Below are 23,719 nucleotides of genomic sequence, written 5' to 3' on the forward strand. Positions count from 1 at the left end.
GCTCACCTTATCTCGTTGGAGAGTGAGTATGATTCAATCGATATTAAAAGGATATTGCCACCTTATTCGATTCATTGTTAGTTTGATAGGAAAATCAGTCTCTTATCTTCTTCCAGTGTTGGCGGGCATCGTGTGTTTTGAAGTCTTTGCACGGTATGTTCTGGAAAGGCCAACGATCTGGGGTTATGACACCTCATTATTTATTTTCGGATACATAGCAGCACTTGGCGGTGCGTATGCACAGCAAAAAGAAGCGCATATCAACGTCGATATCGTTTATGCAAAAGTATCTGAAAAAACGAAACGTATTTTTGACCTAATTACATGTGCACTGGCTATTTTCTTTCTTTGGGTTATGGCTCATACCTGTTGGGATATGTTCATGCAAGCCCTTAAGTATGGATATAAAACCAAGAGTGAGTGGGCTCCACCTATGCACCACTTCTGGCTAATGATTACGGTATCAGCGGCTATTTTCATCGCTCAGTACACAACCGATTTTATTTGTAATGTTTACTATTTGCTTACTGGAAAAGAGTTGCTAGAAGAGCCTCATCAAGTAAGTGAGTTATCAGATCAGCCATTCAAACTAGATAGCCAGCAGTTAGAAAAGCCTGCATTTGACAAGGAGAGTCCAAATGGGAATTGAGACATTAACCCTGCTTCTTTTGGCTTGTATCCTCACCGCATTCGTTTTGGGAGCGCAGGTAGGCTTGGCACTTGGTGGTATCGCCATGGCTGTCGGCTACCTAGTTTGGGGGGAAGCTCTATTCAATATCGTACCAACTACGGTAGAAAGTACTTTCTTTGACTTTATTTTGCTCGCAATCCCACTGTATATCTACATGGGTCAAATTCTGACGCGGTCCGGAATTGGCGATGCGATGTTTAACGCAAGTCAGCTTGTTATTGGTCGTGTACGCGGTTCTCTTGCAATCAGTGTTATTGGCGTGTGCTCAATGATTGGTGCTATGGTTGGTATCATTGGTGCGGGTATTATGACATCGAGCAGTATCGCCTTAAAGCCAATGCTGGATCGTGGTTACGATAAAAAACTAGCACTGGGCGTTATTATGGCTGGTGGTTCACTAGGTATCCTTATTCCACCAAGTATCCCGATGATTATGTTTGCCTCATCGACTCATAATTCTGTTGGTAAGATGTTTTTAGGCGCGATGGTACCAGCTTTAATTACCATTATTATGCTGATTACTTACGTTATTATCTCTTGTAAGTTAAATCCGGAACGCGCTCCTCTGGATAGCGATTCTGATGATTATGAAATGCCTAAAGGCTACGAGCTGTTTAAAACAATTCGTGATGGTGCTTCATCCCTAGCTCTCATTGTTGTCGTATTAGGCAGTATTATTGCTGGTATTGCTACGCCAACAGAATCTGGTGCACTCGGTGTGCTAGGTGCTATCTTACTCGCCATTTTATTTAAACGTTTCAAACCTGCAATGATCCAAAAAGCAGGCGCTCAGACTGCCATTTTAGTCAGTGTCGCAATGTGGATTATTCTGGGTGCATCGGTGTTCAGTAATTTCCACTTACTGATGGGTATTCAGGGTATGGTGTCTGGCTTTGCAAAAGGTTTAGATCTACCACCAATCGTTATCATCATGATGTTCCAGGTAATCATGCTGTTCCTGGGCTTTATCATTGATGAATTCATTATCGTTTTGATGTGTGCTCCGATTTTTACCCCAGTTGCTGTGTCATTAGGCTACGACCCAATTTGGTTTGGAGTTCTGATGATCCTTAATATTGTTATTGCAGTACAGACACCACCTTATGGATTCGCTCTTTTCTATCTAAAAGGGATTGCACCAAAGGGTGTATCCATGATGGATTTGTATAAAGCCGTACTACCATTCATCACTGTACAGTTTATTGTCTTGGTGATTTGTATGCTTTTCCCTGATTTAGTTACTTGGTTACCTAATCTGGTCATGAATAGTTAGCCTAGCTAAAAACGACATTTGGTCCTTTGAATATTTGCCTCAGTTCTACCCTGAGGCCTTTTTGTCTCTATTTCTAACCAATTATAAGACAATAAAAAGCCACCGTTGAGGTTAACTCCTATCACTTAACGTGCTTGGAACGAACTGAATAGCGAGTCTTACTTATACGAACGGTCCTTGATTTGGGCCGTTTTTTCGTTCTGGCAGAATGTAACGCTTCGCTCGCTCTCGCATAGCCCTCAACTTTTTAGGGATTGAGCCGGGTGAGGCTATCGCACACCACATAAGCTTATCTTGGATGTCGCGAAGTGCCATCATAAAACTTATCCGGAGCGGTGACACTTTTGCTTCTCTGGCTATGCGGCTAATTTCTAAACGAACTAGATTATAAGCGATCAGTATTCCCCATACCTCTTGTTCTATCCCTTCGACAGACTGGCTTCGAAGAAGAAGTTTATCCTCCAGCATGTCGTGTTTTATCTCTCCATAACTGCTCTCAACTTCCCAACGTTAGAAGTAGACATCCAGAAGGGATTGAAGAGCGTATTGGCTATCTATCAGAGAAGTGAGTACCCCTTTTATAGGGTTAGGTTGCTCTGATTCAGGATACAAAGCTAATCTTGCTTGCTATTTCTCTGGACGACTTGGCTCTTGCTTGCGCGCATGTTGTGAAACATCCATCTCGACAATTAAATCACGTTCTTCTTTGTCTAGTTTCCGAATGACTTTATATTGTGTATTCGATTTTATTGGGGTCATCCAGTGGCTCGAGCCATGTTGACGCTGCCAGTTAATCATCAGCTCAGCACTTAAATAGCATCGGTCAAAAATCGTGAGGGAGTTAGGCATCGTTGATGAGATTAACTGTTTGGCATAGCTCACTTCTCCTATTGAGCTGGGACCAAAAGCGACATCATGAAGTAAACGACTACGAAGAGAGCAAAGCGCGCATAGCCGAACAATAGGGTATTCGGTATGATGACTTTTAGTGTACTTTATATACTGATAATGCTGAGCGAGTGCTTGGGTATAATGAGTTCTAAACTGAGTCCCATCAACTGAAAATAATCGTAAACCGAACCATTTGTCCTCACTATCTTCAGACTGGGTCCAGCGCTGTGCTGTCATGGTGAATAGCGTTTTTAGTGGTGGCTCCGCCGTGAGGCGTTTTCTCGCTTGAGGAATGGCACTTGGGGCAATGGATTCACCTAAAGCGTTGGAGAGTTTTAGGTCTAACTTGTCTAACACATCAGTGATCGGTCTATCACGATACAAGCCAATCCCGACGAGCAACCAAACGACTCATTCAGCAGGCAGCTTCCGTCTTCTCATACTGGCTTTATTGGTTTCATCAAGTGCTTTATTTATCCATTCCAATGGCAGCTCCTTTTGAAAAAGCGTGAGTGAATCAGGGGGTGCCAAGTCATCGACATCAACAAGCCAGTGAGCCGACATAAAAAATACCCTCAAACTTAAATGCTTGAGGGTATTTTCAACCAACCACAGGATCGTTCAACTGATCATTTGCTTAACTGATCGGTGTTAACCGTTGAGGTGGCTTTTTATTTTGTCAGTGGTCACTATATGATTAGTGAAGGATACGCGCACGAATGGTGCCTTCGATTCCTTTTAGTTTCTGAAGTGCTTCTTCAGAACGCGCTGTTTCTACGTCAATAACAACATAGCCAATCGTTGGGCTAGTTTGTAGATACTGTGCTGCGATGTTGATGTGTTCTTCCGCAAAGTAGTTATTGATTTTATTCAGGATACCTGGGCGGTTTTCATGAATATGAAGTAAGCGAGAACATTCACGTAGGCCTGGCAACGACACTTCTGGGAAGTTCACGCTTGATAGTGTAGAGCCATTGTCTGAGTACTTCGCAATTTTACTTGCGACTTCGGTACCAATGTTTTCTTGAGCTTCTTGTGTTGAACCACCAACGTGAGGAGTCAATAGAACATTGTCATATTGAAGAAGTGGTGATTCAAACGGGTCTTTATTCGTTTTTGGTTCTGTTGGGAATACATCAACAGCTGCGCCTGAAAGATGGCCAGACTCGATGACTTCACATAGTGCGTCGATATCAACAACAGTACCACGAGCTGCGTTAATGAAAATAGAACCTGGTTTCATTAGTGCAAATTGCTCTTTACCCATCATATTCTTTGTTTCATGAGTTTCTGGAACATGAAGAGAAATAACATCACATTTGTTCAGTAATTCAGCCATTGTTGGGACTTGAATTGCATTACCTAGTGATAGCTTATTTTCGATATCGTAGTAGTAAACACTCATACCTAGGTTTTCAGCTAGGATGCTTAGCTGAGTACCAATGTGGCCGTAACCAATAATGCCAAGATTTTTACCACGAGCTTCGTAGCTGTGATCTGCACTTTTTTTCCAGATACCGCGGTGAGCAAGAGCATTTTTCTCTGGAACGCCACGAAGAAGAAGAATGATCTGACCTAGCACAAGTTCAGCCACACTACGTGTGTTAGAAAACGGCGCGTTAAACACTGGAATACCGCGTTTGGCTGCTGCATCTAGGTCAACTTGGTTGGTACCGATACAGAAACAACCAATACCAACTAATTTTTGAGCGGCATCGATAACTTCTTCAGTCAGATCGGTACGTGAACGGATACCAACGAAGTGAGCGTCTTTGATCGCTTCAATAAGTTCATCACCGCTTAGGGAGCCTTTGTGATACTCAATATTTGTATAGCCAGACGCTTGCAGTGCTTCTACAGCTGACGTATGTACGCCCTCTAGAAGTAAAATTTTTATTTTATCTTTTTCCAGTGATACTTTGGCCATTATTCTCGTCCTTAACAATCGAAAGGTGGGCAAAAACGAGGCGCACAGGTTGCTGTTGTTCAAAATTCAGCATTTTTGCGTTACGCAAACGTTTTCCTTGCGCGTCTTCTGGCCATTAAACTACCAAAAAATGAAGAAGAATGGTAAGAAAATTACGTCATAAGGAATAATTTTATTGTGTAAAAAAAATGAAACGGCGCCTTAAGGCGCCGTTTGTTCAAAATTGGTAGAAAACTCTATGATTATTCCTCGATTTTTGCTCCATTAGGTGTACCTGTGATGATGACATCAGCACCACGATGAGCAAAGAGGCCATTAGTGACGACACCAGGAATATTATTTATCTTAAATTCCATATCTTTAGGATCAGTAATCTTCATATCTTTGACATCGAGGATAATATTACCGTTATCGGTTACAACACCTTCACGATAAACTGGGTTGCCGCCCAGTGAGCGCAATTGACGTGATACCTGTTCTCTTGCCATTGGGATAACTTCAACAGGGAGAGGGAATTTACCCAAAACATCAACAGCTTTAGTTTGATCGACAATACAAACGAATTTCTCTGAAATAGCGGCAACTATTTTTTCACGTGTTAAAGCGGCACCGCCACCTTTGATCATATCGCGAGTCGCATTGATCTCATCAGCACCATCAACATAAACGTCTAACTTTTCGACGTCATTACAGTCAAAGACTTCGATACCTAAACCTTTTAGTTTTTCCGTTGATGCGATTGAACTTGATACGGCACCTTTTATATCGTTTTTCATGGTTCCTAAAGCATCGATAAAGTGATTCACAGTGGAACCCGTACCCACTCCGATGATTCCGCCTTTAGTAACGTATTTTAGAGCAGCCCAACCGGCTTCTTTTTTCATTTCGTCTTGAGTCATGTCCGTCTCCGCGTGACCATAATTTCTTGGCCGCGATTATAGCGATATTCGGAGCCTATTCCCAATTCCATATGTTGGTTGGGGTCACTATTTTGGGTAAAGGTATATCCCAGGACTCGATAGGTAGTTCATCGACGAATTGACAGTCATGAGCCAGGCCAATAGGAATTGCCCCCTGACCGGTATTAAACCAAGGTTCAAGCGTTCTGTCATAATAACCACCTCCCATTCCTAGCCGATGTCCTCGACGATCAAAGCCGACTAGAGGAGTAAAGATAATATCTAGCTGATTAACCGGAATGATATCGTCTTTTTTTAACCGCGGTTCTAATATGCCATAACGATTTGAGACCATCTCAGTGTCTTTTTGATATTTTAAAAACAATAGCTGGCCTTTAGAAAAGGGATGAATAACGGGAAGATAGATAGATTTATTGTTATTCCACATCCATTCGATTAGTGGATGTGTGTCCAATTCGCCATCTGTTGATAGGTACAGAGCAAAATGCTGACCATTTTCAACCTCAGTAAGCTGTGTGCACTGTTGAATCAGATTTCGGCTTGCCAGTAATTGTTCAGAAGCGGAAAGGTCTCTCCGTTGCTTTCTGATATGCTGGCGGAATTCTTGGCGAGTTTGTTGTATTTGCATAGGGTACCCCGGGATGCCGTCGCAGATTTTGACCCTTGAACCAGCTGGTTCAAGGCGGGCCAGCAATGATAACCGTAGGCTTCTCGGTTCGAGCCGAGCTTGCTCAATAGCTACCAAGTACCAACCCTCGTTTTTTGCTTATCGGCTCAGGGACGTAATCCACTGACTAACACCCCAGGGTAAATTCTTGTTTTGCTGAGAGTCTACTGTTGCTGACTTTTGGTCACTTTATTTAGAGCGTGTTCCAACGATACACTAAGTTGCTCTATTCTTTCCAGTAGGCGATGTTCGCTGTGTTCACTCTCTTGTCTGAACTGCTGGAGTTCATAACAGATGTTCAGCGCGGCGATGGTCAGAAGTTTGGTCTCATTGTTAACCTTAGTACGCTCACTCATCTCATGCAAACGGCTGTTCAGCTCATGTGCAGCAGCAATCAACGACTCTTCTTGTCCTTTAGGACAATTAACTCGGGTTGTGTTTCCTAAGATTTTTACTTCTACCGCTTGATTACTCATGATCTATGAACTCATAACGCGCTGATAATAGATGGGACTCTCTGTCACCACCGAGAACGAAACTATAGGTAAACGCCGATTAAGATTCAAGTCTTTCACTCACATCGTAAGTAAATGGACAGTTAAAAACTCATATCTTGGACAATTTGTTTAAATGCTGCGCATATCGACTACACCATTATTTCCGGTATAACGCCGTTAGTGGTAGGATTACTTTTATTTTTAGCTGGGTTTCTTATGAGCCAAACATCACTTCCTGACTACGCAACTTACCAAACCGTATTGTCGTCTGCCTCTCTCTCTGTTTCTGCAGCGGAGACTCATGGCTTGTTGGTCGGCATGTTAGCTGGTGGACTCAATCCAAAAGATAAAAGTTGGCAGCCTCTATTGTTCGATTATTCTAATGATGGCATGGGATGGCCGATCAGCGCACTAAATGAGACTGAATCGCTGCTGACTTTTTCTGCCGGTGAGCTGATGGATAATAAATTCACCTTTTCTTTACTACTTCCTCAAGACGATTCTAATGACGCACTGTTTGAACGAGCTGATGCGGTATGTGAGTGGGTAAATCACTTTATTTCAGGTCTGGGGTTAATCAGTGCGGATGTCAAATCATCTAGCGAAGATACGAAAGAAGCACTCGCTGACCTTGAGGAAATCAGCAAATTAGGCATTGATGAAGATGACGATTTGGATGAGCAGAATCAATTGCTAGATCAAGTGGTTGAGCATATCAAAGCGTGTGTTCTTACAATTCATGCTGAGTTTGGCGTGCGGCAAGAAAAGGCACAGGAAAAGCCCACTCTTCACTAATAAGGACCTATTGTGAAAACGTATGATGTCGTCATTGTCGGTGGGGCTGTTGTTGGTGGCACTCTTGCTCTTTCTCTGAGTAAACTATCAAAGTCAACGTTATCTATAGCTGTCATCGAAGCTCATTCTTTTGATCCTTCTGTTCAAGGGGGATTTGATGGCCGTTCAATCGCCCTGTCGTTAGGAACGCATGATTTATTAAAACGCTTTGGATTATGGTCAGAAATAAAGCCATTTGCCACGCCAATTTCACACATCCATGTTTCAGACCGAGGTCATGCTGGTATGACCGATATTAGCGCTGAAAGTTTGCTCGTACCCGCTCTAGGGTATGTTGTCGAGTTGGCTGATATTGGAAATGTATATCAAAAGCAAATTGGACAAAGTAATAATATCGATTTCTATTGTCCCGAATCTATATCTGAGTTGGTTCAGCGCCAAGATTATGTGTCCGTTACGCTTTCTTCTGGAGTTGAAATAACAAGTAAACTGGTTGTGGCTGCTGATGGTACTGGCTCGCAGTGTTGTCAGCTACTTAAGCTAGAACGTCAGTACTTAGACTATGGACAAACAGCCATTGTTGCTAATGTGACAACGTCTGCTCCTCATCAAGGGAAGGCCTTTGAACGCTTTACCGATGAAGGTCCTGTTGCCTTACTTCCTATGTCAGAAGGGCGCATGTCGTTAGTGTGGTGTGTAAAACCCGAACGGGTTGAGCGTCTTTGCTCTTTGAATGACTCTGATTTCTTGTCTGATTTGCAAGAGCGTTTTGGTTGGCGCTTGGGTAAATTTGAAAAGGTCGGTACTCGACATTGCTATCCATTAGGGTTGAGTGTCAGAGAACATACCGTATCGCACCGTTTCGCTGTTGTTGGTAACGCATCACAGACGCTACATCCTATTGCTGGTCAGGGATTTAACCTTGGTATTCGAGATGTGGCGACATTACTTGAGGAAGTTATTGGGCATGAGGCAGAGATAGATAAAGGATGTTATTCAATTTTAAGCCGATATCAGGAAAGAAGAGCCCCTGATCAGCAAGAGACGATTAGACTGACATCAAGCTTGGTACATCTTTTTTCAAACTCGTTTTTTACAGCGCAATTCGGACGTAACATCGGCCTTATGATTGCAGATAACGTTCCTGGTTTAAAACAGCCATTAATCCGCCGGACTCTCGGCAAGATTCCACGATAAATAGGAGAAATTGCTTCATATGATGCAAAGTTTTGATATCACAATTATTGGTGGAGGTATGGTTGGCCTTTCATTAGCGGCTGCGTTAAAAAATACCGATATGCGTATTGCTATTATTGAAGGGCTGGAGCCTGTTTCTGAAATTAGTGAACTACCTGATAACCGAGTTTCAGCCTTAAGTCGTGCCAGTGAGATCATGTTAAGAAATATTGGTGCATGGGAAGGAATCGAGAAAAGAAGATGTGCGGAATACAACCAAATGCACGTTTGGGAAAAGGACAGTTTTGCTTCTATCAAATTCGATGCTGAGTCTCTATACCAACCCAATTTGGGCCACATTGTTGAAAATCGAATCATTCAGTTGGCATTGCTCGAGAAAGTTCAACTGCAGGAAAATACGACGCTCTTTATGCCATCTCGATGCCAAAATATGACGATTGGTGAGAGTGAAGCTTGGATTACTCTAGAGAGTGGCGAAAGTATCACGACTAAATTAGTTGTTGGAGCTGATGGTGCTAACTCTTGGGTGCGACAACAAACGGATATTCCATTAACACATTGGGATTATGGGCACACAGCGATCGTTACAACGGTAAAAACCGAGTTACCCCATGAGTCGACAGCTCGTCAGATATTTACTCCGGCTGGGCCATTAGCATTCTTACCCCTCAAAGATGAGTACCTATGTTCTATTGTATGGTCGGTAGAGCCAGATAGTGCCAAGCAATTGCAGGGCTTAAGTGACGTCGAGTTTAATAAGTCATTAGTTGCCGAATTCGATAATCGTCTTGGGTTGTGTGAAGTACAAGGAGAGAGAGAAAGTTACCCTTTGAAAATGCGTTATGCCCGAGATTTTGTTCGGGATCGAATTGCTTTGGTTGGAGATGCTGCGCATACTATCCATCCATTAGCCGGACAAGGGGTAAACCTTGGTTTCCTTGATGCAGCCAGTTTAGCCGAAACATTGATTGGGCTGTGGCATGATAATGAAGATATCGGTAAAAAGAAAAACTTACGTGGTTACGAACGTTGGCGTAAAGCTGAAGCCGTAAAAATGATTGCAGTGATGCAAGGGTTCAGAACTCTTTTCTCCGGAGATTTTCCATTGAAAAAGTTGGTCAGGGGAATAGGGATGTCGGTCTTTAACGAGATTGGACCCAAAGACGACATTATGAAGGTGGCTTTAGGGTTAAAGGGCGAATTGCCAAAATTAGCAAAAGAGTCACTAACACAATAAATTAAAAGGGCCTCTTGGGGCCCTTTCTTTCTTTTCATGACGTAAACTTAAATTAAAGCCAACTGACGTATTTTCATTATTTCCTGATTCACTTCTTTGACCGTTTGGAAGTGCCTTTCTTCAGCCTGTTCAGGGAGGATCAGCTTACCTTGATCAAATTCGAACTTACCGACTCCATAAATATAGATTCGGCCTTTAAATAGGCGACTTATGTGTTTAGCGATCATACTTGGAGTGTATAGCTTAAACAGTCTCATTATTATTATGTCCTTTTGTTTCTGACGCTTAGAAAATTATAGCGAGTCAATTACTAAAAATTGTGACCTTTATAGAGGGAAATATAACTAACTCTTTTTTATTTATGTTTTTGTGCTGCCATTTGCGAATTTTACGTATAAACGCCTAAATTGTGTGAGCTGACAGACAAAATATCGTCATAACTCATTGCTGAGTTCGGGCACTATTAAGCCTACGTTATATGACAGTTAGAAGAAGGTAAGATGTCGTTTTTATTGAGATTATGCTGTGCTCTTAATCTCTTTATCGGGTGATAGAGGAGATTGTTGGGGAGACTAGATTGACGAGATCGCTTAAAGTAAGTGCCAGTCCAGCCATTTTAGAACCGGAACTGATCGTTACCTCGGTTTCTAAAAATAGCGCGTCATCAAATACGATAGGTATGTGTTGCGGAATACATAGAGGAGTGACAGTACCAATGTCATAGTCGATGATCTCTTTGACTTGCTCTTTTCCAACACAAGTCATTCGGCGCCAGCCTAATAGCGCTCTGACTTTCTTGGGATCGACTGATTTATCACCAGGAACACAAGCCAGCGCGTAATTATTTCCCATATCTCGCAGCAGAATACACTTAACCATTTGCTCAGTGCGAATACCGCGCTGCTGCGCGGCATCCTCCACACTGATCGCCTCTGTTTGGTGAGGTAGCCAGCGAAACTGGACTCTATTGTTTTGCAGGTGAAGCGTGACTTTAGTTGGGGTCATGAGCGTGATACTATTCAGCTTCTTCCAGTTGATAAGGCATTGGTTCCAATATCCATTCACCTTCTTGATCTTTTGCTCTGAACTTAGTCTCACTGTCTAGATTGTTAGGAAGTACAATTTGACCGATAACTTTACCGCTAGGGTATCGAATAAATGCGATCAGGTTGCCGACACTACGCCAGTTTTCGCCAACAGAACGTTCTATTTCAACGTTTTCTGGACTGGTAGAAAGGTTTCCACTTATTGTGTAGAGAGCCCTCTTATTAATACCTCGGTATTTGGCTCTTGCAACGGTTTCCTGTCCGGTATAACAGCCTTTGGTGAAACTGATTCCATCTATCGCTTGCAAGTTTAGAGCTTGAGGTATGTGGGTGTTTTGCTCCTGAGCATTAAGAACTGGAATACCATGCTTAATTTCCTGCTCCAGCCACAGCAGTTCGCTGACTATTTTATCTGCCAATTGCTCAACAATAGATTGTGCCGCGTCATCATCAACAACGAGTAGCCATCGTTGGTCATTAATTTTTACCGCGGTGCCTCCAGAAATCGAGCGGACATCTCCTTGTTCGGAGCTGAGAGTCTTAACAAACGATTCAGCGTCTGCGCCAAATATTGCCAAAAGGTTATCCTCAGATTCGGTGATTTCTATCTTGGAAAATACGGCGTATTTTTTTAGCTCTTTCAGTTCTGTGTCGATGACTGATTTTGGCTGGACCATCGCGTATCCGTCTTTGTGATGAAACATACGGAAAATAGACCAAACTTTACCCTTTGCATCACAATGTCCCGCAAATGTGACATCATGAGCTGATAAGCTGGCTACATTGCAGGTAATCTGACCTTGCAGGTAGGATTTTTTATCGGCTCCGGTTGCTGTAATTAAGCCCCAAGTCGATAAATATGCGAGAGCTAGATCGGTTTGTGCTGCACTTTCTTGTAGAGTGAGTGACTGAAAACGATTTTTCCAATCCATAATTGATTTCCCATAATGTAGAAACTGTTACCCTATGGTAAAACGGAAATGTCTTTTTGTCAGCTTGAACGGGAGTGTGACCAAAACAGTAGTTGTTGGTTTAGCCCCTTGATACACTGAAGAAAAACAAGGTCTAATAACGAGGAATTTGTGATGTATACAGCCGAAGAAAAAGCAAGAATTAAATGGGCATGCCGTAGAGGTATGTTAGAGCTGGATGTTGTAATTATGCCTTTTTTTGAGGATTGCTTTGAGTCTTTGACTGAAAACGAGCAACAGGAATTTGTTTCTCTTCTTGAGTGTGATGATCCCGATCTTTTTAAATGGATCATGGGGCACGGTCGTAGCGAAAATTTGGCTCATGCATCAATGGTGGACAAAATCGTTGCCTACAACCTTAGTAAAGTCCGTTAATTTTTATTGTCGGTCATCTAGGACTCGGTGGTTATTAGAGCTGGCTATTTGTCAGCTCTTTTTATTAGCATTGACTGTTACATCAACACCGCTGCCGTTAACCTTTTTCCTGATTGGCTATCTATTTCGACAATGGGATAAATGTGCCATTTTCCTTCCACAATTTATTGGTTATGTACACCATGAGTGTAGTGGTGCCTGGAAACAGAATAAAAAAACTGAGGTTGTTGAAGACGTTGATACCACATTCTCGCAATGGTGTTTAATTATTCGCATGGAAAGTGGTGTGAAAATGATACTTTGGCGTGATAGTTGTAGTGACTGGGTTTATCGCTATGTTGTGGTGACTGACAAGCAGAGGCGATATACCTCTGCTTTGTCTTGAGGTGTTATGGCTCAAGTATTGTTGAGCCACTGACATCGAGTTGCTCTGGGTAATCGAGTGTATAGTGAAGTCCACGACTTTCTTTTCGCTGCATGGCACAGCGGACCATCAATTCGGCTACCTGGAGTAAGTTTCTTAATTCGATAAGGTTATTTGATACTCGGAAATTACTATAGTATTCATGAGTCTCTTGTTGTAATAGATGGATTCGTCTCAGCGCTCTCTCCATTCTTTTATCGGTTCGGACAATACCCATGTAGTCCCACATAAATAATCTGAGTTCGTGCCAGTTATGCTGGATCACAACCTCCTCATCAGAGCAAGATACTTGGCTCTCATCCCATGCAGGAAGATCGGTAGCTATCGTTGCAGTGTCCAATTTTTCAAGAATATCAGCTGCTGCAGAGCGAGCATACACGACACACTCAAGCAGAGAGTTGGACGCCATGCGGTTTGCACCATGTAATCCTGTGTAGCTGACTTCTCCTATAGCGTATAAATGGTCAAGATCAGCTTGTCCTTGTTTATTCACCATGACACCACCGCATGTATAGTGCGCGGCAGGAACAATTGGTATCGGCTCCTGAGTCATATCAATATCGAGTTCTTTCAAACGAGAATAGATCGTAGGAAAATGCTTTTCGATAAAATCGGCTGGTTTATGGCTAATATCAAGGTACATGCAGTCTGCACCAAGGCGCTTCATTTCGTAGTCGATTGCCCGGGCAACGACATCTCTCGGTGCTAACTCTGCACGTTCATCAAAGTCAGGCATAAATCGAGAACCATCAGGTCGACGCAGATAAGCACCTTCACCACGGAGTGCTTCGGTTAAGAGAAAATTACGTGCGTCTGGATGATACAAACAGGTAGGATGGAATTGGTTAAATTCAAGGTTAGCGACTCGACAGCCAGCACGCCATGCCATAGCGATCCCATCACCAGAGGAAATATCTGGGTTAGAGGTGTACTGATATACTTTAGATGCGCCACCTGTTGCTAAGACAATGAACTTTGCAGCAATGGTTTCAACATGTTCTATATTTCGGTTCCAGACGTAAGCGCCAATCACCTTTTGTTTGCCATCTGATGCGTTTTCTTCGGTGATGAGATCTAACGCGGTATGACGTTCCAGTACGGTAATGTTAGGATGATTAATCACATTATCTTGCAGAGACATTTGTACGGCCATGCCTGTAGCATCTGCGGCGTGTAAGATACGACGGTGGCTATGACCACCTTCTCTGGTCAAATGGTACTTAGGATGTTTTTCATCGCTATCTTCCTCCAGATCGAAAGGAACGCCACCATCAATAAGCCATTGAACGCTTTTCTTTGCATTTTCTGCAATGAACCGAACCGTATCTTCTTCACAGATACCAGCACCAGCAATTAATGTATCTTGTACATGCGACTCGATACTATCGGTCTCGTCGAATACTGCTGCAATACCACCTTGAGCGTAATAGGTCGAGCCTTCGCTCCATGGTCCTTTACTTAAAACGATAACTTTGCAATGTTGGGCGACTCTCAAAGCAAGAGTCAAACCAGCGGCCCCGCTCCCGACAATTAACACATCACAATGATGTTCTCTTTTCGTACTCATAAGATTTTTTATCCTGAATCTTTTAAAGAGCGATACACTCTTATCCATTTATAAAGCGTGCTCATAAGTTCAGATAACCTCTATAAGTCTCTATAATGAAAAGAGTTCGACCTATAATGATGGTGATCTGTCGGGTACGGGCACAGAGTTGCTTAATGTTCGCTCTAATGACAATGCTTTGTAAATGCTATTGTAATTAGTTTTTTTTCCGCCAAGATAGAAGAAAAGACGCAAATAAAGAGCCATGATCTAAAAATTAAGTAAATTTAATGAAAAAAGTATTGGCGGAGTGGAACTTATCGTTCGTGCATGAGTCTTAGTATAGTGCTCATGTCAGCGGTGGTGTCAATACTACATTTTGCAGTATTAATGCCCATATCTGAGAAGGTAAGGGAGTAAACATAGGAGTATACGCTCGAATGAACGAGCAGTTAACCGACCAAGTATTGATTGAGCGAGTTCAGAACGGAGATAAGCAAGCATTTAACCTTTTGGTTTTAAGGTATCAAAATAAAGTATGTAATCTTATCTCTAGGTATGTGAGCAATTCGGGTGATGTAGCAGATGTCGCTCAAGAAGCGTTCATAAAGGCGTATAGAGCTATTCCTACGTTTCGTGGTGAAAGTGCTTTTTATACTTGGCTATATCGAATTGCGGTTAACACTGCCAAAAACCACATTGTTGCTCAGAGTCGTAGACCTCCAGCCAACGATGTGGATGCTGAAGACGCTGAATATTATGAAAGTGGTAATGTTTTAAAAGAAATATCGAACCCTGAAAACATTACGTTGTCCAAAGAATTGAAACAGGCGGTGTTTGCAGCAATAGATGCACTACCGGAAGATTTAAAAACCGCAATGACTCTTCGTGAACTGGATGGTTTGAGCTATGAAGAGATCGCTGCTGTAATGGAGTGTCCTGTTGGTACAGTACGCTCGCGTATTTTTAGAGCTCGTGAAGCTGTTGAGAATCGGATTAGTTCGCTTCTTTAACATTTTGAGTTGTTTAATGTATGGTGGAAAGAATGGCTGGGAAAGAAAACATTTCAGCACTTATGGACGGAGAGTTAGTCGATAAAGCGCTAGTGCAGGATTTGACTAACGATTCAGCAATGCAGGAAACATGGCGTAATTACCATTTGATTGGTGACATTATGAGAGGCGATGTCTCTGAGACAATGTCATCTACAGAGTGGAACATTGCAGATAAAGTGGCTTTAGCTCTCGAAGATGAACCTGCTCATGGTCAATTTACGAATGTTACGCCAATTGAAGAACAGCCTCAGCCTCAGAAAGCAAAACGTCATTTGCCTAGCTGGCTAACTCATTTTGGTCAGGTCGCTATTGCAGCCTGCGTCTCTTTTGTGGTTGTTTTGGGTGTACAACAATACGGTGGCTCAGATGATACAACTACAGCTAGTGAACAGCAGTTGCCAGTGTTACAGACCATTCCGATGACGGGTTCTGCTCAGCCAGTCAGTTTGACAAGAGATTCTGTTGAAAATCATTCACAGCAGTCAAGAGCTCAGGAACAGCGTCGTGAAGTGAATGCTATGTTGCAAGATTACGAGCTTCAGCTTCGTCTGAACAGTGAGCAGCATCGCGATACTAACAAGTAATAGTCGGTAGTTGAATGAAGAAGTTTCTGGTCAGTGTGCTAGCACTGTTCAGTCTGAATGCCAATACAGCCTTTGCAGATGATCAGTCTGCAGAGGCTGTATTGCTTCAAATGAACCAAGCTAGTCAACAATTAAATTACGAGTTGTCTTATATCCAAGTTCGTAAAAACGGTCTGGAGCCATTGCTATACAGACACGCTCGTGAAAATGACAAAGTATTTGCCCATCTTCTCTATCTGAGTGGTCCGGTTAGAGAAGTGATTCGCAGGGGCAGTGAAGTCAGCTATATCGAACCTGGCGTCGAACCTTTTTCGGTTGATTCTGGTAAAATGGTTGCACCGTTAATTCCTCTTTTAAATAGTAATATTCAAAAGCTCAGCCATTACTATGATTTTGTTAAAATAGGTCGTGGAAGGGAAGCTGGGGCTCCATGCAATGTCATTCGTGTCGTACCTAAAGATGGTATGAGATATTCCTATGTACTTTGGGTTGATGAACAGCACTATTTACCATTACGTGCGGATTTAGTTGATAGAGATGGTGAAATTTTAGAACAATATCGGACGATATCGTTTTCAATAAGTGATAAGCTGGCTGAACTTATGGCAGGCTTAGAAAAAGTGCAGTTACCCGATGTACTTTCAATACCAGAAAGTACCATCAGTAAAACTTATTGGACGGTCGGCTGGGTTCCTACTGGTTTTTCAGCATTGGAGCTAAACCGATATCGTATGGCTGTGACGGAAAGGCTTGTGGAAAGCCAAATGTACTCGGATGGTCTATTTAACTTTTCGGTGTACGTATCGTCTGAAGATAATTCGTCGCTCCGTAATCAGTTGATACGTCAGGGAAGGCGTACACTACACACATTAGTCAAAGGTGACAAAGAAGTTTCCGTGATAGGCGATATTCCACCGGAAACAGCAAAGAAAATTGCACAGTCTGTTGTCTTTGACAAAAGTAAGGAGATTCAACCATGATGACCGCATTGGCTACTGTGACTTCAGTTTGTTCATCCTCGCAAGGGTTTAAAGTTGAGTTAAGTTGTGAGCAGCAGTCGAGCTGTAGTCATTGTTCATCATCAAAGAGTTGCGGTACTGGCGTTGTGTCGAAAGCGATTGGCAATAAGGTCCTAAAATGGACCTTACAGACGACACAAATTGTGAAAGAAGGGCAAATGGTGGAAATTGGATTTCCTGAAAAAAGCCTTCTGCAATCAGCGGCGCTAGTTTATCTGATGCCTTTGATTATGCTGATTATCGGTGCTATCTGTGGGCAGTCACTTGCTGAACATTATTTTAATAATAATGAGCTAGTGGTTATTGCTGTGTCTTGTCTTTTTGCCTGGTCTGGAATTGAAGTGGCTAAACGACTTTCTAAAAAACTGGAGAAACGCTCCGGTGAAGAAGTGGTATTAGTCAGGATTCTGGGCGAGCCTCTCATGCATTCTCTCTAGCTCTCTTTGAGCAATACTTAATTTATGATGCGAAGCTAAGCGAAATTGGGTAGAATCGCCCTACTTGATAGAAATTAATCAGATGTTTCTCGATGAAGACAGTTATCGAGATATTTTTTTCAAATAAATTTAAGAGTTTAGTCATTCCAGATCATGAAGCACATTCGTAACTTTTCGATTATCGCCCATATCGACCATGGTAAGTCGACACTTTCTGACCGTCTTATTCAAGTATGTGGCGGATTAACTGACCGCGAAATGGCGGAACAGGTCTTAGATTCAATGGAATTAGAACGTGAGCGCGGTATCACTATCAAAGCGCAAAGCGTCACTCTTAATTATAAAGCAAATGATGGTGAGACTTATCAGCTCAACTTCATCGATACTCCTGGACACGTCGACTTTTCTTATGAAGTTTCTCGCTCCCTAGCTGCCTGTGAAGGGGCATTGTTGGTGGTTGACGCTGGTCAGGGTGTTGAAGCTCAGACACTAGCCAACTGTTATACCGCGATCGAAATGGATCTTGAGGTTGTGCCGATTTTAAACAAAATCGACCTTCCTGCCGCTGAGCCAGAGCGCGTAGCGGAAGAAATTGAAGATATTGTTGGTATTGATGCTATTGATGCTGTGCGTTGCTCGGCAAAAACCGGTTTGGGCGTTGACGCTGTTCTCGAAAAAATTGTTGAGGCGATACCAGCTCCAGAAGGTGATCCCGATGCACCTCCTCAAGCATTAATTATCGACTCATGGTTTGATAATTACCTTGGCGTTGTATCGTTAGTGCGTATTAAAAATGGCGCTTTGAAAAAGAACGACAAGATCAAAGTGATGAGTACCGGTCAGGTATGGGGTGTTGACCGTATTGGTATTTTCACTCCTAAGCAAGTTGATACCGAGATGCTCAAAACTGGTGAAGTGGGTTGGGTTGTCTGTGGTATTAAAGACATTCTTGGTGCGCCTGTTGGTGATACGTTGACTCTGGCTAAAAATGGCTGTGAGAAAGCGCTACCTGGATTTAAGAAAGTTAAACCTCAGGTTTATGCCGGATTGTTCCCTGTTTCATCGGATGACTATGAAAACTTCCGTGATGCACTGGGTAAGTTGAGCCTTAATGATGCTTCTTTGTTCTATGAACCAGAAACATCTGCTGCATTAGGTTTTGGTTTCCGTTGTGGCTTCCTTGGTATGCTTCACATGGAAATCATCCAAGAGCGATTAGAACGTGAGTATGACCTTGATCTTATTACGACTGCACCAACGGTTGTGTATCAGGTAGAAAAAACTGATAAAGAGATCATACACGTTGATAGTCCAGCTAAGCTGCCTGCGATCAATGACATTGAAGAAATTCGTGAGCCAATTGCTCGTTGTAATATCCTTGTACCTCAGGATTATCTGGGTAACGTAATTACATTATGTGTTGAAAAGCGTGGTACTCAGGTCGATATGGTTTATCACGGTAATCAAGTTGCTCTGACTTATGATATTCCAATGGCTGAAGTTGTTCTCGATTTCTTTGACCGATTGAAATCTACTTCACGTGGATACGCGTCACTAGATTATGGATTCCAACGCTTTGAAGCATCAAACATGGTACGTGTTGATGTACTTTTGAACGGCGATCGAGTTGATGCTCTGGCAATTATTACTCACCATGAGAATTCTCAGTCTCGCGGCCGATTGCTTGTTGAAAAAATGAAAGAATTCATTCCGCGTCAGATGTTTGATATTGCTATCCAGGCTGCGATAGGTAACCACATCATTGCTCGTTCAACAGTAAAACAATTACGTAAAAACGTTATCGCCAAGTGTTATGGTGGTGACGTGAGTCGTAAGAAAAAATTGTTGAAGAAACAGAAAGAAGGTAAGAAACGTATGAAGCAGATTGGTAACGTTGAATTACCACAAGAAGCGTTTCTGGCTATTCTGCATGTTGGTAAAGATTAATTATTCACTCCAAAAATCAATTTGGGGATAATATTGTTAAGTGAAAGGGTTCCGGCCCTTTCACTTTCGTGTTTTTTAGATAAGGGAAGTCAATGGCGAATACATTTTCACTGCTTTTGGTGATTGTTACTCTGGTGACTGGGGTTGTTTGGGCTCTGGAAAAATGGGTTTGGTCGAAGAAGAAAAAGCAAAAACTCGCAGAAGTTCAGGCACAAACAAATGGGTTGGATACCGATACCAAAGCAAAGATAATGCGTCAGCCTTGGTGGGTTGAAAATAGTGTCTCTATTTTCCCAGTCATTGCTGTTGTGCTTATTGTTCGCTCCTTTATTTATGAGCCATTTCAAATTCCTTCAGGGTCAATGATGCCGACACTGCTAGTCGGTGATTTTATTTTGGTGGAAAAGTACGCTTATGGTTTGAAAGATCCTGTAATGCATAAACAGATTGTTAATGTTGGTGATCCAGAACGTGGTGATATCGTAGTATTTCGTTACCCACCTAACCCAACGGTTGATTACATCAAGCGCGTGGTTGGTTTGCCTGGAGACACGGTGCGTTACAGCAGTCAAAAGCAGGTGTGTATTCAGCCAAAAGGCGAAAGTACGTGTAACCCCGTGCCGATGACAAATGTGAAAGAAAGTGGATTCTATCAAGGTTCTATCCCACTATTGCAGGTAGATGAAAAATTAGGCAGTGTAAAACACAACATATTAATTGACCCTGTGCGTCATGATCGTGTTGATGCTTATCAGCCTAGACCGGGCGTTAATGAGTGGATTGTTCCTGAAGGACATTATTTCGTAATGGGTGACAATCGTGATAACAGTGCCGATAGTCGGTATTGGGGTTTTGTACCAAAAGAAAACTTAGTGGGTAAAGCAGTTGCTATATGGATCAGTTTTGAATTCGACCGGGATGCTGATAGTGCATTACCTTCTTGGATTCCAACTGGTGTCAGATTCAACCGTATTGGTGGTATTAACTAGTAGGCCCTAAGGGCCATAAGACAATAAGAAACAATGAATTCTCACATCAACAGATTAGAAAAAAAGCTCGGATATGACTTCAGTCAATCTGAGCTGTTGGATTTGGCACTGACTCATCGTAGTGCCAATGGTCAACACAACGAACGTCTTGAATTTCTGGGCGATTCAATTTTAAGTTTTGTCATCGCTGACGATCTTTATCACCGTTTTCCAAAGATAAATGAAGGTGATATGAGCCGTATGAGGGCGACGCTGGTAAGAGGGAATACTCTTGCTGAACTGGGTCGTGAATTCGGTTTGGGAGACTACTTAAAATTAGGTCCAGGTGAGCTCAAAAGCGGTGGATTTAGAAGAGATTCTATTCTCGCAGACGCTGTTGAAGCCATCATCGGAGCTATTTATTTAGATAGTGATATCGAGGTAGTACGTAGAATTATACTGGCTTGGTACCAAGAAAGGCTAGACTCAATTAAACCTGGTATTTCACAGAAAGATCCTAAAACTCGATTACAAGAGTTCTTACAAGGTAGAAGAAAACCACTACCTGTATATTCTGTGACTAAAATTAAAGGTGAAGCGCATAACCAAGAGTTTACCGTTTCTTGTGAAGTTTCAGGCATCGGAGAGCCTGTCATCGGAAAAGGCACCAGTCGCCGCAAGGCAGAGCAAGCGGCAGCGGAGCAAGCATTAGAGCAATTAGCAAATGGCTGATAAAGACGAATTTGACATAGATGCATTTTTTGCATCTGAGCCAAAGAAAGAAAGCTCACCGGAAAATCAGCACTGTGGTTTTATTGCCATTGTGGGGAGACCTAACGTTGGTAAATCGACGTTATTAAATGAGTTATTGGGGCAGAAAATATCGATTACCTCTCGTAAGCCTCAGACAACAAGGCACCGCATAATGGGTGTCGATACCGATGGTGATTATCAGGCGATCTTTGTCGATACTCCTGGACTTCATATCGAAGAGAAACGAGCGATTAACCGTTTGATGAATCGTGCTGCAAGCAGTTCATTAAGCGATGTGAACTTAGTTTTGTTCCTTGTTGATGGTACGCACTGGACAAAAGACGATGAAATGGTCTTGAACAAATTGCGTGATACCAACTTCCCAGTTGTATTGTGTGTCAACAAAGTGGACAACGTAAAAGATCGCAATGATGTGATGCTGCATCTTCTCGAAATGTCGAAGAAAATGGAATTTGTTGATGTTATTCCAATTTCTGCCAAGCATGGCAAAAATATCGATGTTATTCGTAAGCATGTCCGCGAGCACTTACCGAAGGCAGTACATCACTTCCCAGAAGAGTACGTAACTGATCGCTCTCAACGCTTTATGGCATCTGAAATCGTACGTGAAAAGCTAATGCGTTTTACTGGGGATGAGCTTCCTTACTCCGTAACAGTCGAAATTGAACGTTTTGACTATAATCCTGAAACGGATGGTTTTCATATCAATGCCTTGATACTGGTGGAGAGAAATGGCCAGAAGAAAATGGTCATTGGTAAGAAAGGTGAGAAGATCAAAACCATCGGCCGCGAAGCGCGTTTAGATATGGAAGAACTCTTTGGCCGTAAAGTGTATCTAGAGACTTGGGTGAAAGTAAAATCTGGCTGGGCCGATGATGAGAGAGCATTGCGCAGTTTAGGCTATATTGATGACCTCTAATCCAAATCGAGCGTAAAAAGAAAGGTTTCTAGTCAACGAGGAGTATTCTACAATACTCCTCGTTTAGTTTATGGGAACAACTATGTCTGAAGCAGGTTTGCAGCGTTGTTTTGTTCTTCACCGACGACCATACAGCGAATCGAGTTTGATTATTGATGTTTTCAGTGAAGAATATGGCCGATTAACTCTGCTTTCAAAAGGAGCGAGGAGCGCACGTTCACATCTTAAAAGTGTTCTTCAACCTTTTACACCGCTTCTTGTTAAGTGGTCTGGTAAAGGGGAGATGAAGACTCTGCGTCAAGCGGAAGCCATCAGCCTTGGCTTGCCTTTGCATGGTATTAATCTCTATTCTGGTATGTACGTTAACGAACTGCTTGCCCGAGTTATACCGATGGAAGTGGCCTATCCTGGTTTATTTTATGATTATCTTCAGGCATTGACTGAATTAGCTCAAACTGAGAATCCAGAGCCTGCGCTGCGGCGCTTTGAGCTAGCATTACTTTCTTTCCTCGGCTACGGTGTGGATTTTCTACATTGCGCGGGAACCGGGGAGCCAGTTGTTTCCACAATGACATATCGCTATCGCGAACAAAAAGGATTTATTGCCTCCGTCCGGCGAGATAACCTTTCCTTCTCCGGAGAGGAGTTAATCGCCATCAGTGAACGTCGATTTACGACGAAAGAACAGCTGCAGGCGGCAAAGCGTTTTACGCGCATAGCATTGAAACCATTTATTGGTAGTAAACCATTAAAAAGCCGGGAATTATTTATCGCAACGACCGGCCTATCGAGATCACGGAGTATAGGAAAATGAGCTCAATTTTATTAGGTGTCAACATCGATCATATTGCAACATTACGTAATGCGCGTGGCACTAAATACCCAGATCCAGTGCATGCGGCTGAAATTGCTGAACGTGCCGGTGCGGATGGTATTACAGTTCATTTACGTGAAGATAGAAGACATATTAAAGATCGCGATGTGTTCATCCTTAAAGATACCATCCAGACACGTATGAATCTTGAAATGGCAGTGACAGACGAAATGGTTGCTATTGCAGTCGAAGTAAAGCCGGATTTTGTGTGCTTGGTTCCTGAAAAGCGTCAAGAGTTAACGACCGAAGGCGGATTGGATGTTGTTGGTCAGCTTGAGAGAGTAAAAGCGGCTACGGCAAAATTAAGCGCTGAAGGCATTAAGGTCTCTTTATTCATCGATGCAGACCGTGAACAGATAGATGCGGCGAAAGCGTGTGGTGCACCGTATATTGAGCTGCATACCGGTCATTATGCTGATGCGAAAACAGTTGAAGATCAGCAAGATGAGCTTAAAAAAATTGCAGCAGCAGCCAGTTATGCCGCTGATCTAGGCATTATGGTGAACGCAGGTCATGGTCTGACATATCACAATGTTGCCGCTATAGCAGCATTGCCCGAGGTTCATGAATTGAATATTGGCCACTCTATCATTGGTCGTGCTGTTTTTGATGGCTTGGCAACCGCAGTAAAAGATATGAAATTGGCGATGATAGAAGCACGCCGTTAATTTATACACAAGGTGAG

Annotated in this window: 25 protein-coding genes, 1 other RNA gene and 1 pseudogene; 17 read left to right on the plus strand and 10 right to left on the minus strand. The window is 42.6% G+C overall.

The genetic code is table 11. The features are described 5' to 3' along the window. The first annotated feature begins 28 nt into the window (after positions 1-28). Positions 29-649, plus strand: a complete 621-nt coding sequence (locus tag EES38_RS03855; protein ID WP_124935874.1) for a TRAP transporter small permease subunit — start codon at positions 29-31, stop codon at positions 647-649. Continuing rightward, a complete protein-coding gene (locus EES38_RS03860; RefSeq protein ID WP_124935875.1) occupies positions 639-1,964 on the plus strand; it encodes a TRAP transporter large permease in 1,326 nt (441 codons plus the stop codon). The genes EES38_RS03855 and EES38_RS03860 overlap by 11 nt, the downstream gene beginning before the upstream one ends. 121 nt (positions 1,965-2,085) lie before the next feature. Here EES38_RS03860 and EES38_RS03865 read toward each other — a convergent pair. The 6 genes and pseudogenes from EES38_RS03865 to EES38_RS03890 all read right to left on the minus strand — a co-directional run bounded on the left by EES38_RS03865 (position 2,086) and on the right by EES38_RS03890 (position 6,845). After that, positions 2,086-3,419 (minus strand): annotated as a pseudogene (locus EES38_RS03865) (IS4 family transposase). A 133-nt stretch (positions 3,420-3,552) separates the two neighbouring features. Further along, a complete protein-coding gene (gene serA / locus EES38_RS03870; protein ID WP_124935876.1) occupies positions 3,553-4,782 on the minus strand; it encodes a phosphoglycerate dehydrogenase in 1,230 nt (409 codons plus the stop codon). Between the two features lie 242 nt (positions 4,783-5,024). Then, entirely contained in the window at positions 5,025-5,681 is a 657-nt protein-coding gene (rpiA, locus tag EES38_RS03875) for a ribose-5-phosphate isomerase RpiA (RefSeq protein ID WP_124935877.1), read from the minus strand. Positions 5,682-5,736: 55 nt separating this feature from the next. Next, positions 5,737-6,330 (minus strand): 5-formyltetrahydrofolate cyclo-ligase, encoded by a 594-nt coding sequence (locus EES38_RS03880; RefSeq protein ID WP_124935878.1) that lies wholly within the window; start codon positions 6,328-6,330, stop codon positions 5,737-5,739. 1 nt (position 6,331) lies between these two features. Continuing rightward, positions 6,332-6,514: non-coding RNA, 6S RNA (ssrS, locus tag EES38_RS03885), on the minus strand. Positions 6,515-6,533: 19 nt separating this feature from the next. After that, positions 6,534-6,845 (minus strand): cell division protein ZapA, encoded by a 312-nt coding sequence (locus EES38_RS03890; RefSeq protein WP_124935879.1) that lies wholly within the window; start codon positions 6,843-6,845, stop codon positions 6,534-6,536. A 237-nt stretch (positions 6,846-7,082) separates the two neighbouring features. On the opposite strand from EES38_RS03890, the gene EES38_RS03895 reads away from it, so the two are divergent. The 3 genes from EES38_RS03895 to EES38_RS03905 are packed head-to-tail and all read left to right on the plus strand — an operon-like array spanning position 7,083 to position 10,095. Further along, on the plus strand, positions 7,083-7,661 hold the full coding sequence (locus EES38_RS03895; RefSeq protein WP_124935880.1) for a YecA/YgfB family protein: 579 nt from the start codon (positions 7,083-7,085) through the stop codon (positions 7,659-7,661). 12 nt (positions 7,662-7,673) lie between these two features. Next, the gene (ubiH, locus tag EES38_RS03900) at positions 7,674-8,858 is read left to right on the plus strand and encodes a 2-octaprenyl-6-methoxyphenyl hydroxylase (RefSeq protein ID WP_124935881.1); all 1,185 of its coding nucleotides are present in this window, start codon (positions 7,674-7,676) and stop codon (positions 8,856-8,858) included. A gap of 19 nt (positions 8,859-8,877) precedes the next feature. Continuing rightward, the gene (locus EES38_RS03905; protein WP_124935882.1) at positions 8,878-10,095 is read left to right on the plus strand and encodes an FAD-dependent 2-octaprenylphenol hydroxylase; all 1,218 of its coding nucleotides are present in this window, start codon (positions 8,878-8,880) and stop codon (positions 10,093-10,095) included. 47 nt (positions 10,096-10,142) lie between these two features. On the opposite strand, the gene EES38_RS03910 is transcribed toward EES38_RS03905, so the two are convergent. From EES38_RS03910 to ygfZ, 3 genes are all read right to left on the minus strand, one after another. Continuing rightward, entirely contained in the window at positions 10,143-10,352 is a 210-nt protein-coding gene (locus EES38_RS03910; RefSeq protein ID WP_124935883.1) for a DUF1107 domain-containing protein, read from the minus strand. Between the two features lie 283 nt (positions 10,353-10,635). After that, entirely contained in the window at positions 10,636-11,100 is a 465-nt protein-coding gene (locus EES38_RS03915; RefSeq protein ID WP_124935884.1) for an aminoacyl-tRNA deacylase, read from the minus strand. A 10-nt stretch (positions 11,101-11,110) separates the two neighbouring features. Next, positions 11,111-12,073, minus strand: a complete 963-nt coding sequence (gene ygfZ, locus EES38_RS03920; protein WP_124935885.1) for a tRNA-modifying protein YgfZ — start codon at positions 12,071-12,073, stop codon at positions 11,111-11,113. A gap of 153 nt (positions 12,074-12,226) precedes the next feature. On the opposite strand from ygfZ, the gene EES38_RS03925 reads away from it, so the two are divergent. Together EES38_RS03925 and EES38_RS03930 are read left to right on the plus strand one after the other, a co-directional pair. Continuing rightward, complete coding sequence (locus EES38_RS03925; RefSeq protein WP_124935886.1) at positions 12,227-12,487, plus strand: FAD assembly factor SdhE; 261 nt, start codon at positions 12,227-12,229, stop codon at positions 12,485-12,487. Further along, entirely contained in the window at positions 12,459-12,872 is a 414-nt protein-coding gene (locus EES38_RS03930; protein ID WP_124935887.1) for a hypothetical protein, read from the plus strand. The genes EES38_RS03925 and EES38_RS03930 overlap by 29 nt, the downstream gene beginning before the upstream one ends. Positions 12,873-12,876: 4 nt before the next feature. Here EES38_RS03930 and nadB read toward each other — a convergent pair whose 3' ends face one another. After that, positions 12,877-14,478 carry an L-aspartate oxidase gene (gene nadB / locus EES38_RS03935; protein WP_124935888.1) on the minus strand — a complete coding sequence of 534 codons (1,602 nt, stop codon included), beginning with the start codon at positions 14,476-14,478 and terminating at the stop codon, positions 12,877-12,879. A 419-nt stretch (positions 14,479-14,897) separates the two neighbouring features. Here nadB and rpoE point away from each other — a divergent pair, with 419 nt between their 5' ends. From rpoE to pdxJ, 10 genes are all read left to right on the plus strand, one after another. Continuing rightward, the gene (rpoE, locus tag EES38_RS03940; protein WP_124935889.1) at positions 14,898-15,470 is read left to right on the plus strand and encodes an RNA polymerase sigma factor RpoE; all 573 of its coding nucleotides are present in this window, start codon (positions 14,898-14,900) and stop codon (positions 15,468-15,470) included. A 32-nt stretch (positions 15,471-15,502) separates the two neighbouring features. Continuing rightward, on the plus strand, positions 15,503-16,096 hold the full coding sequence (locus EES38_RS03945) for an RseA family anti-sigma factor (protein WP_166434206.1): 594 nt from the start codon (positions 15,503-15,505) through the stop codon (positions 16,094-16,096). Positions 16,097-16,110: 14 nt separating this feature from the next. Beyond that, positions 16,111-17,076: a sigma-E factor regulatory protein RseB gene (gene rseB, locus EES38_RS03950; protein WP_124935891.1), complete on the plus strand. Its 966-nt coding sequence runs from the start codon at positions 16,111-16,113 to the stop codon at positions 17,074-17,076. Beyond that, on the plus strand, positions 17,073-17,552 hold the full coding sequence (locus EES38_RS03955; protein ID WP_124935892.1) for a SoxR reducing system RseC family protein: 480 nt from the start codon (positions 17,073-17,075) through the stop codon (positions 17,550-17,552). The genes rseB and EES38_RS03955 overlap by 4 nt, the downstream gene beginning before the upstream one ends. A 153-nt stretch (positions 17,553-17,705) precedes the next feature. Beyond that, positions 17,706-19,499, plus strand: a complete 1,794-nt coding sequence (lepA, locus tag EES38_RS03960; RefSeq protein WP_124935893.1) for a translation elongation factor 4 — start codon at positions 17,706-17,708, stop codon at positions 19,497-19,499. A 92-nt stretch (positions 19,500-19,591) separates the two neighbouring features. After that, positions 19,592-20,488 (plus strand): signal peptidase I, encoded by an 897-nt coding sequence (gene lepB / locus EES38_RS03965; RefSeq protein WP_124935894.1) that lies wholly within the window; start codon positions 19,592-19,594, stop codon positions 20,486-20,488. A 33-nt stretch (positions 20,489-20,521) separates the two neighbouring features. Next, positions 20,522-21,199 (plus strand): ribonuclease III, encoded by a 678-nt coding sequence (gene rnc, locus EES38_RS03970; protein WP_124935895.1) that lies wholly within the window; start codon positions 20,522-20,524, stop codon positions 21,197-21,199. After that, a complete protein-coding gene (gene era, locus EES38_RS03975; protein WP_124935896.1) occupies positions 21,192-22,160 on the plus strand; it encodes a GTPase Era in 969 nt (322 codons plus the stop codon). Before rnc ends, era begins: the two co-directional genes overlap by 8 nt. Before the next feature lie 82 nt (positions 22,161-22,242). Further along, entirely contained in the window at positions 22,243-22,974 is a 732-nt protein-coding gene (gene recO, locus EES38_RS03980; protein WP_124935897.1) for a DNA repair protein RecO, read from the plus strand. Next, positions 22,971-23,702, plus strand: coding sequence for a pyridoxine 5'-phosphate synthase (gene pdxJ / locus EES38_RS03985; protein ID WP_124935898.1), 732 nt, complete (start codon positions 22,971-22,973; stop codon positions 23,700-23,702). Before recO ends, pdxJ begins: the two co-directional genes overlap by 4 nt. Positions 23,703-23,719 lie beyond the last annotated feature (17 nt).

The organism is Vibrio viridaestus (genome assembly GCF_003856525.1).
GTDB lineage: Bacteria > Pseudomonadota > Gammaproteobacteria > Enterobacterales > Vibrionaceae > Vibrio > Vibrio viridaestus.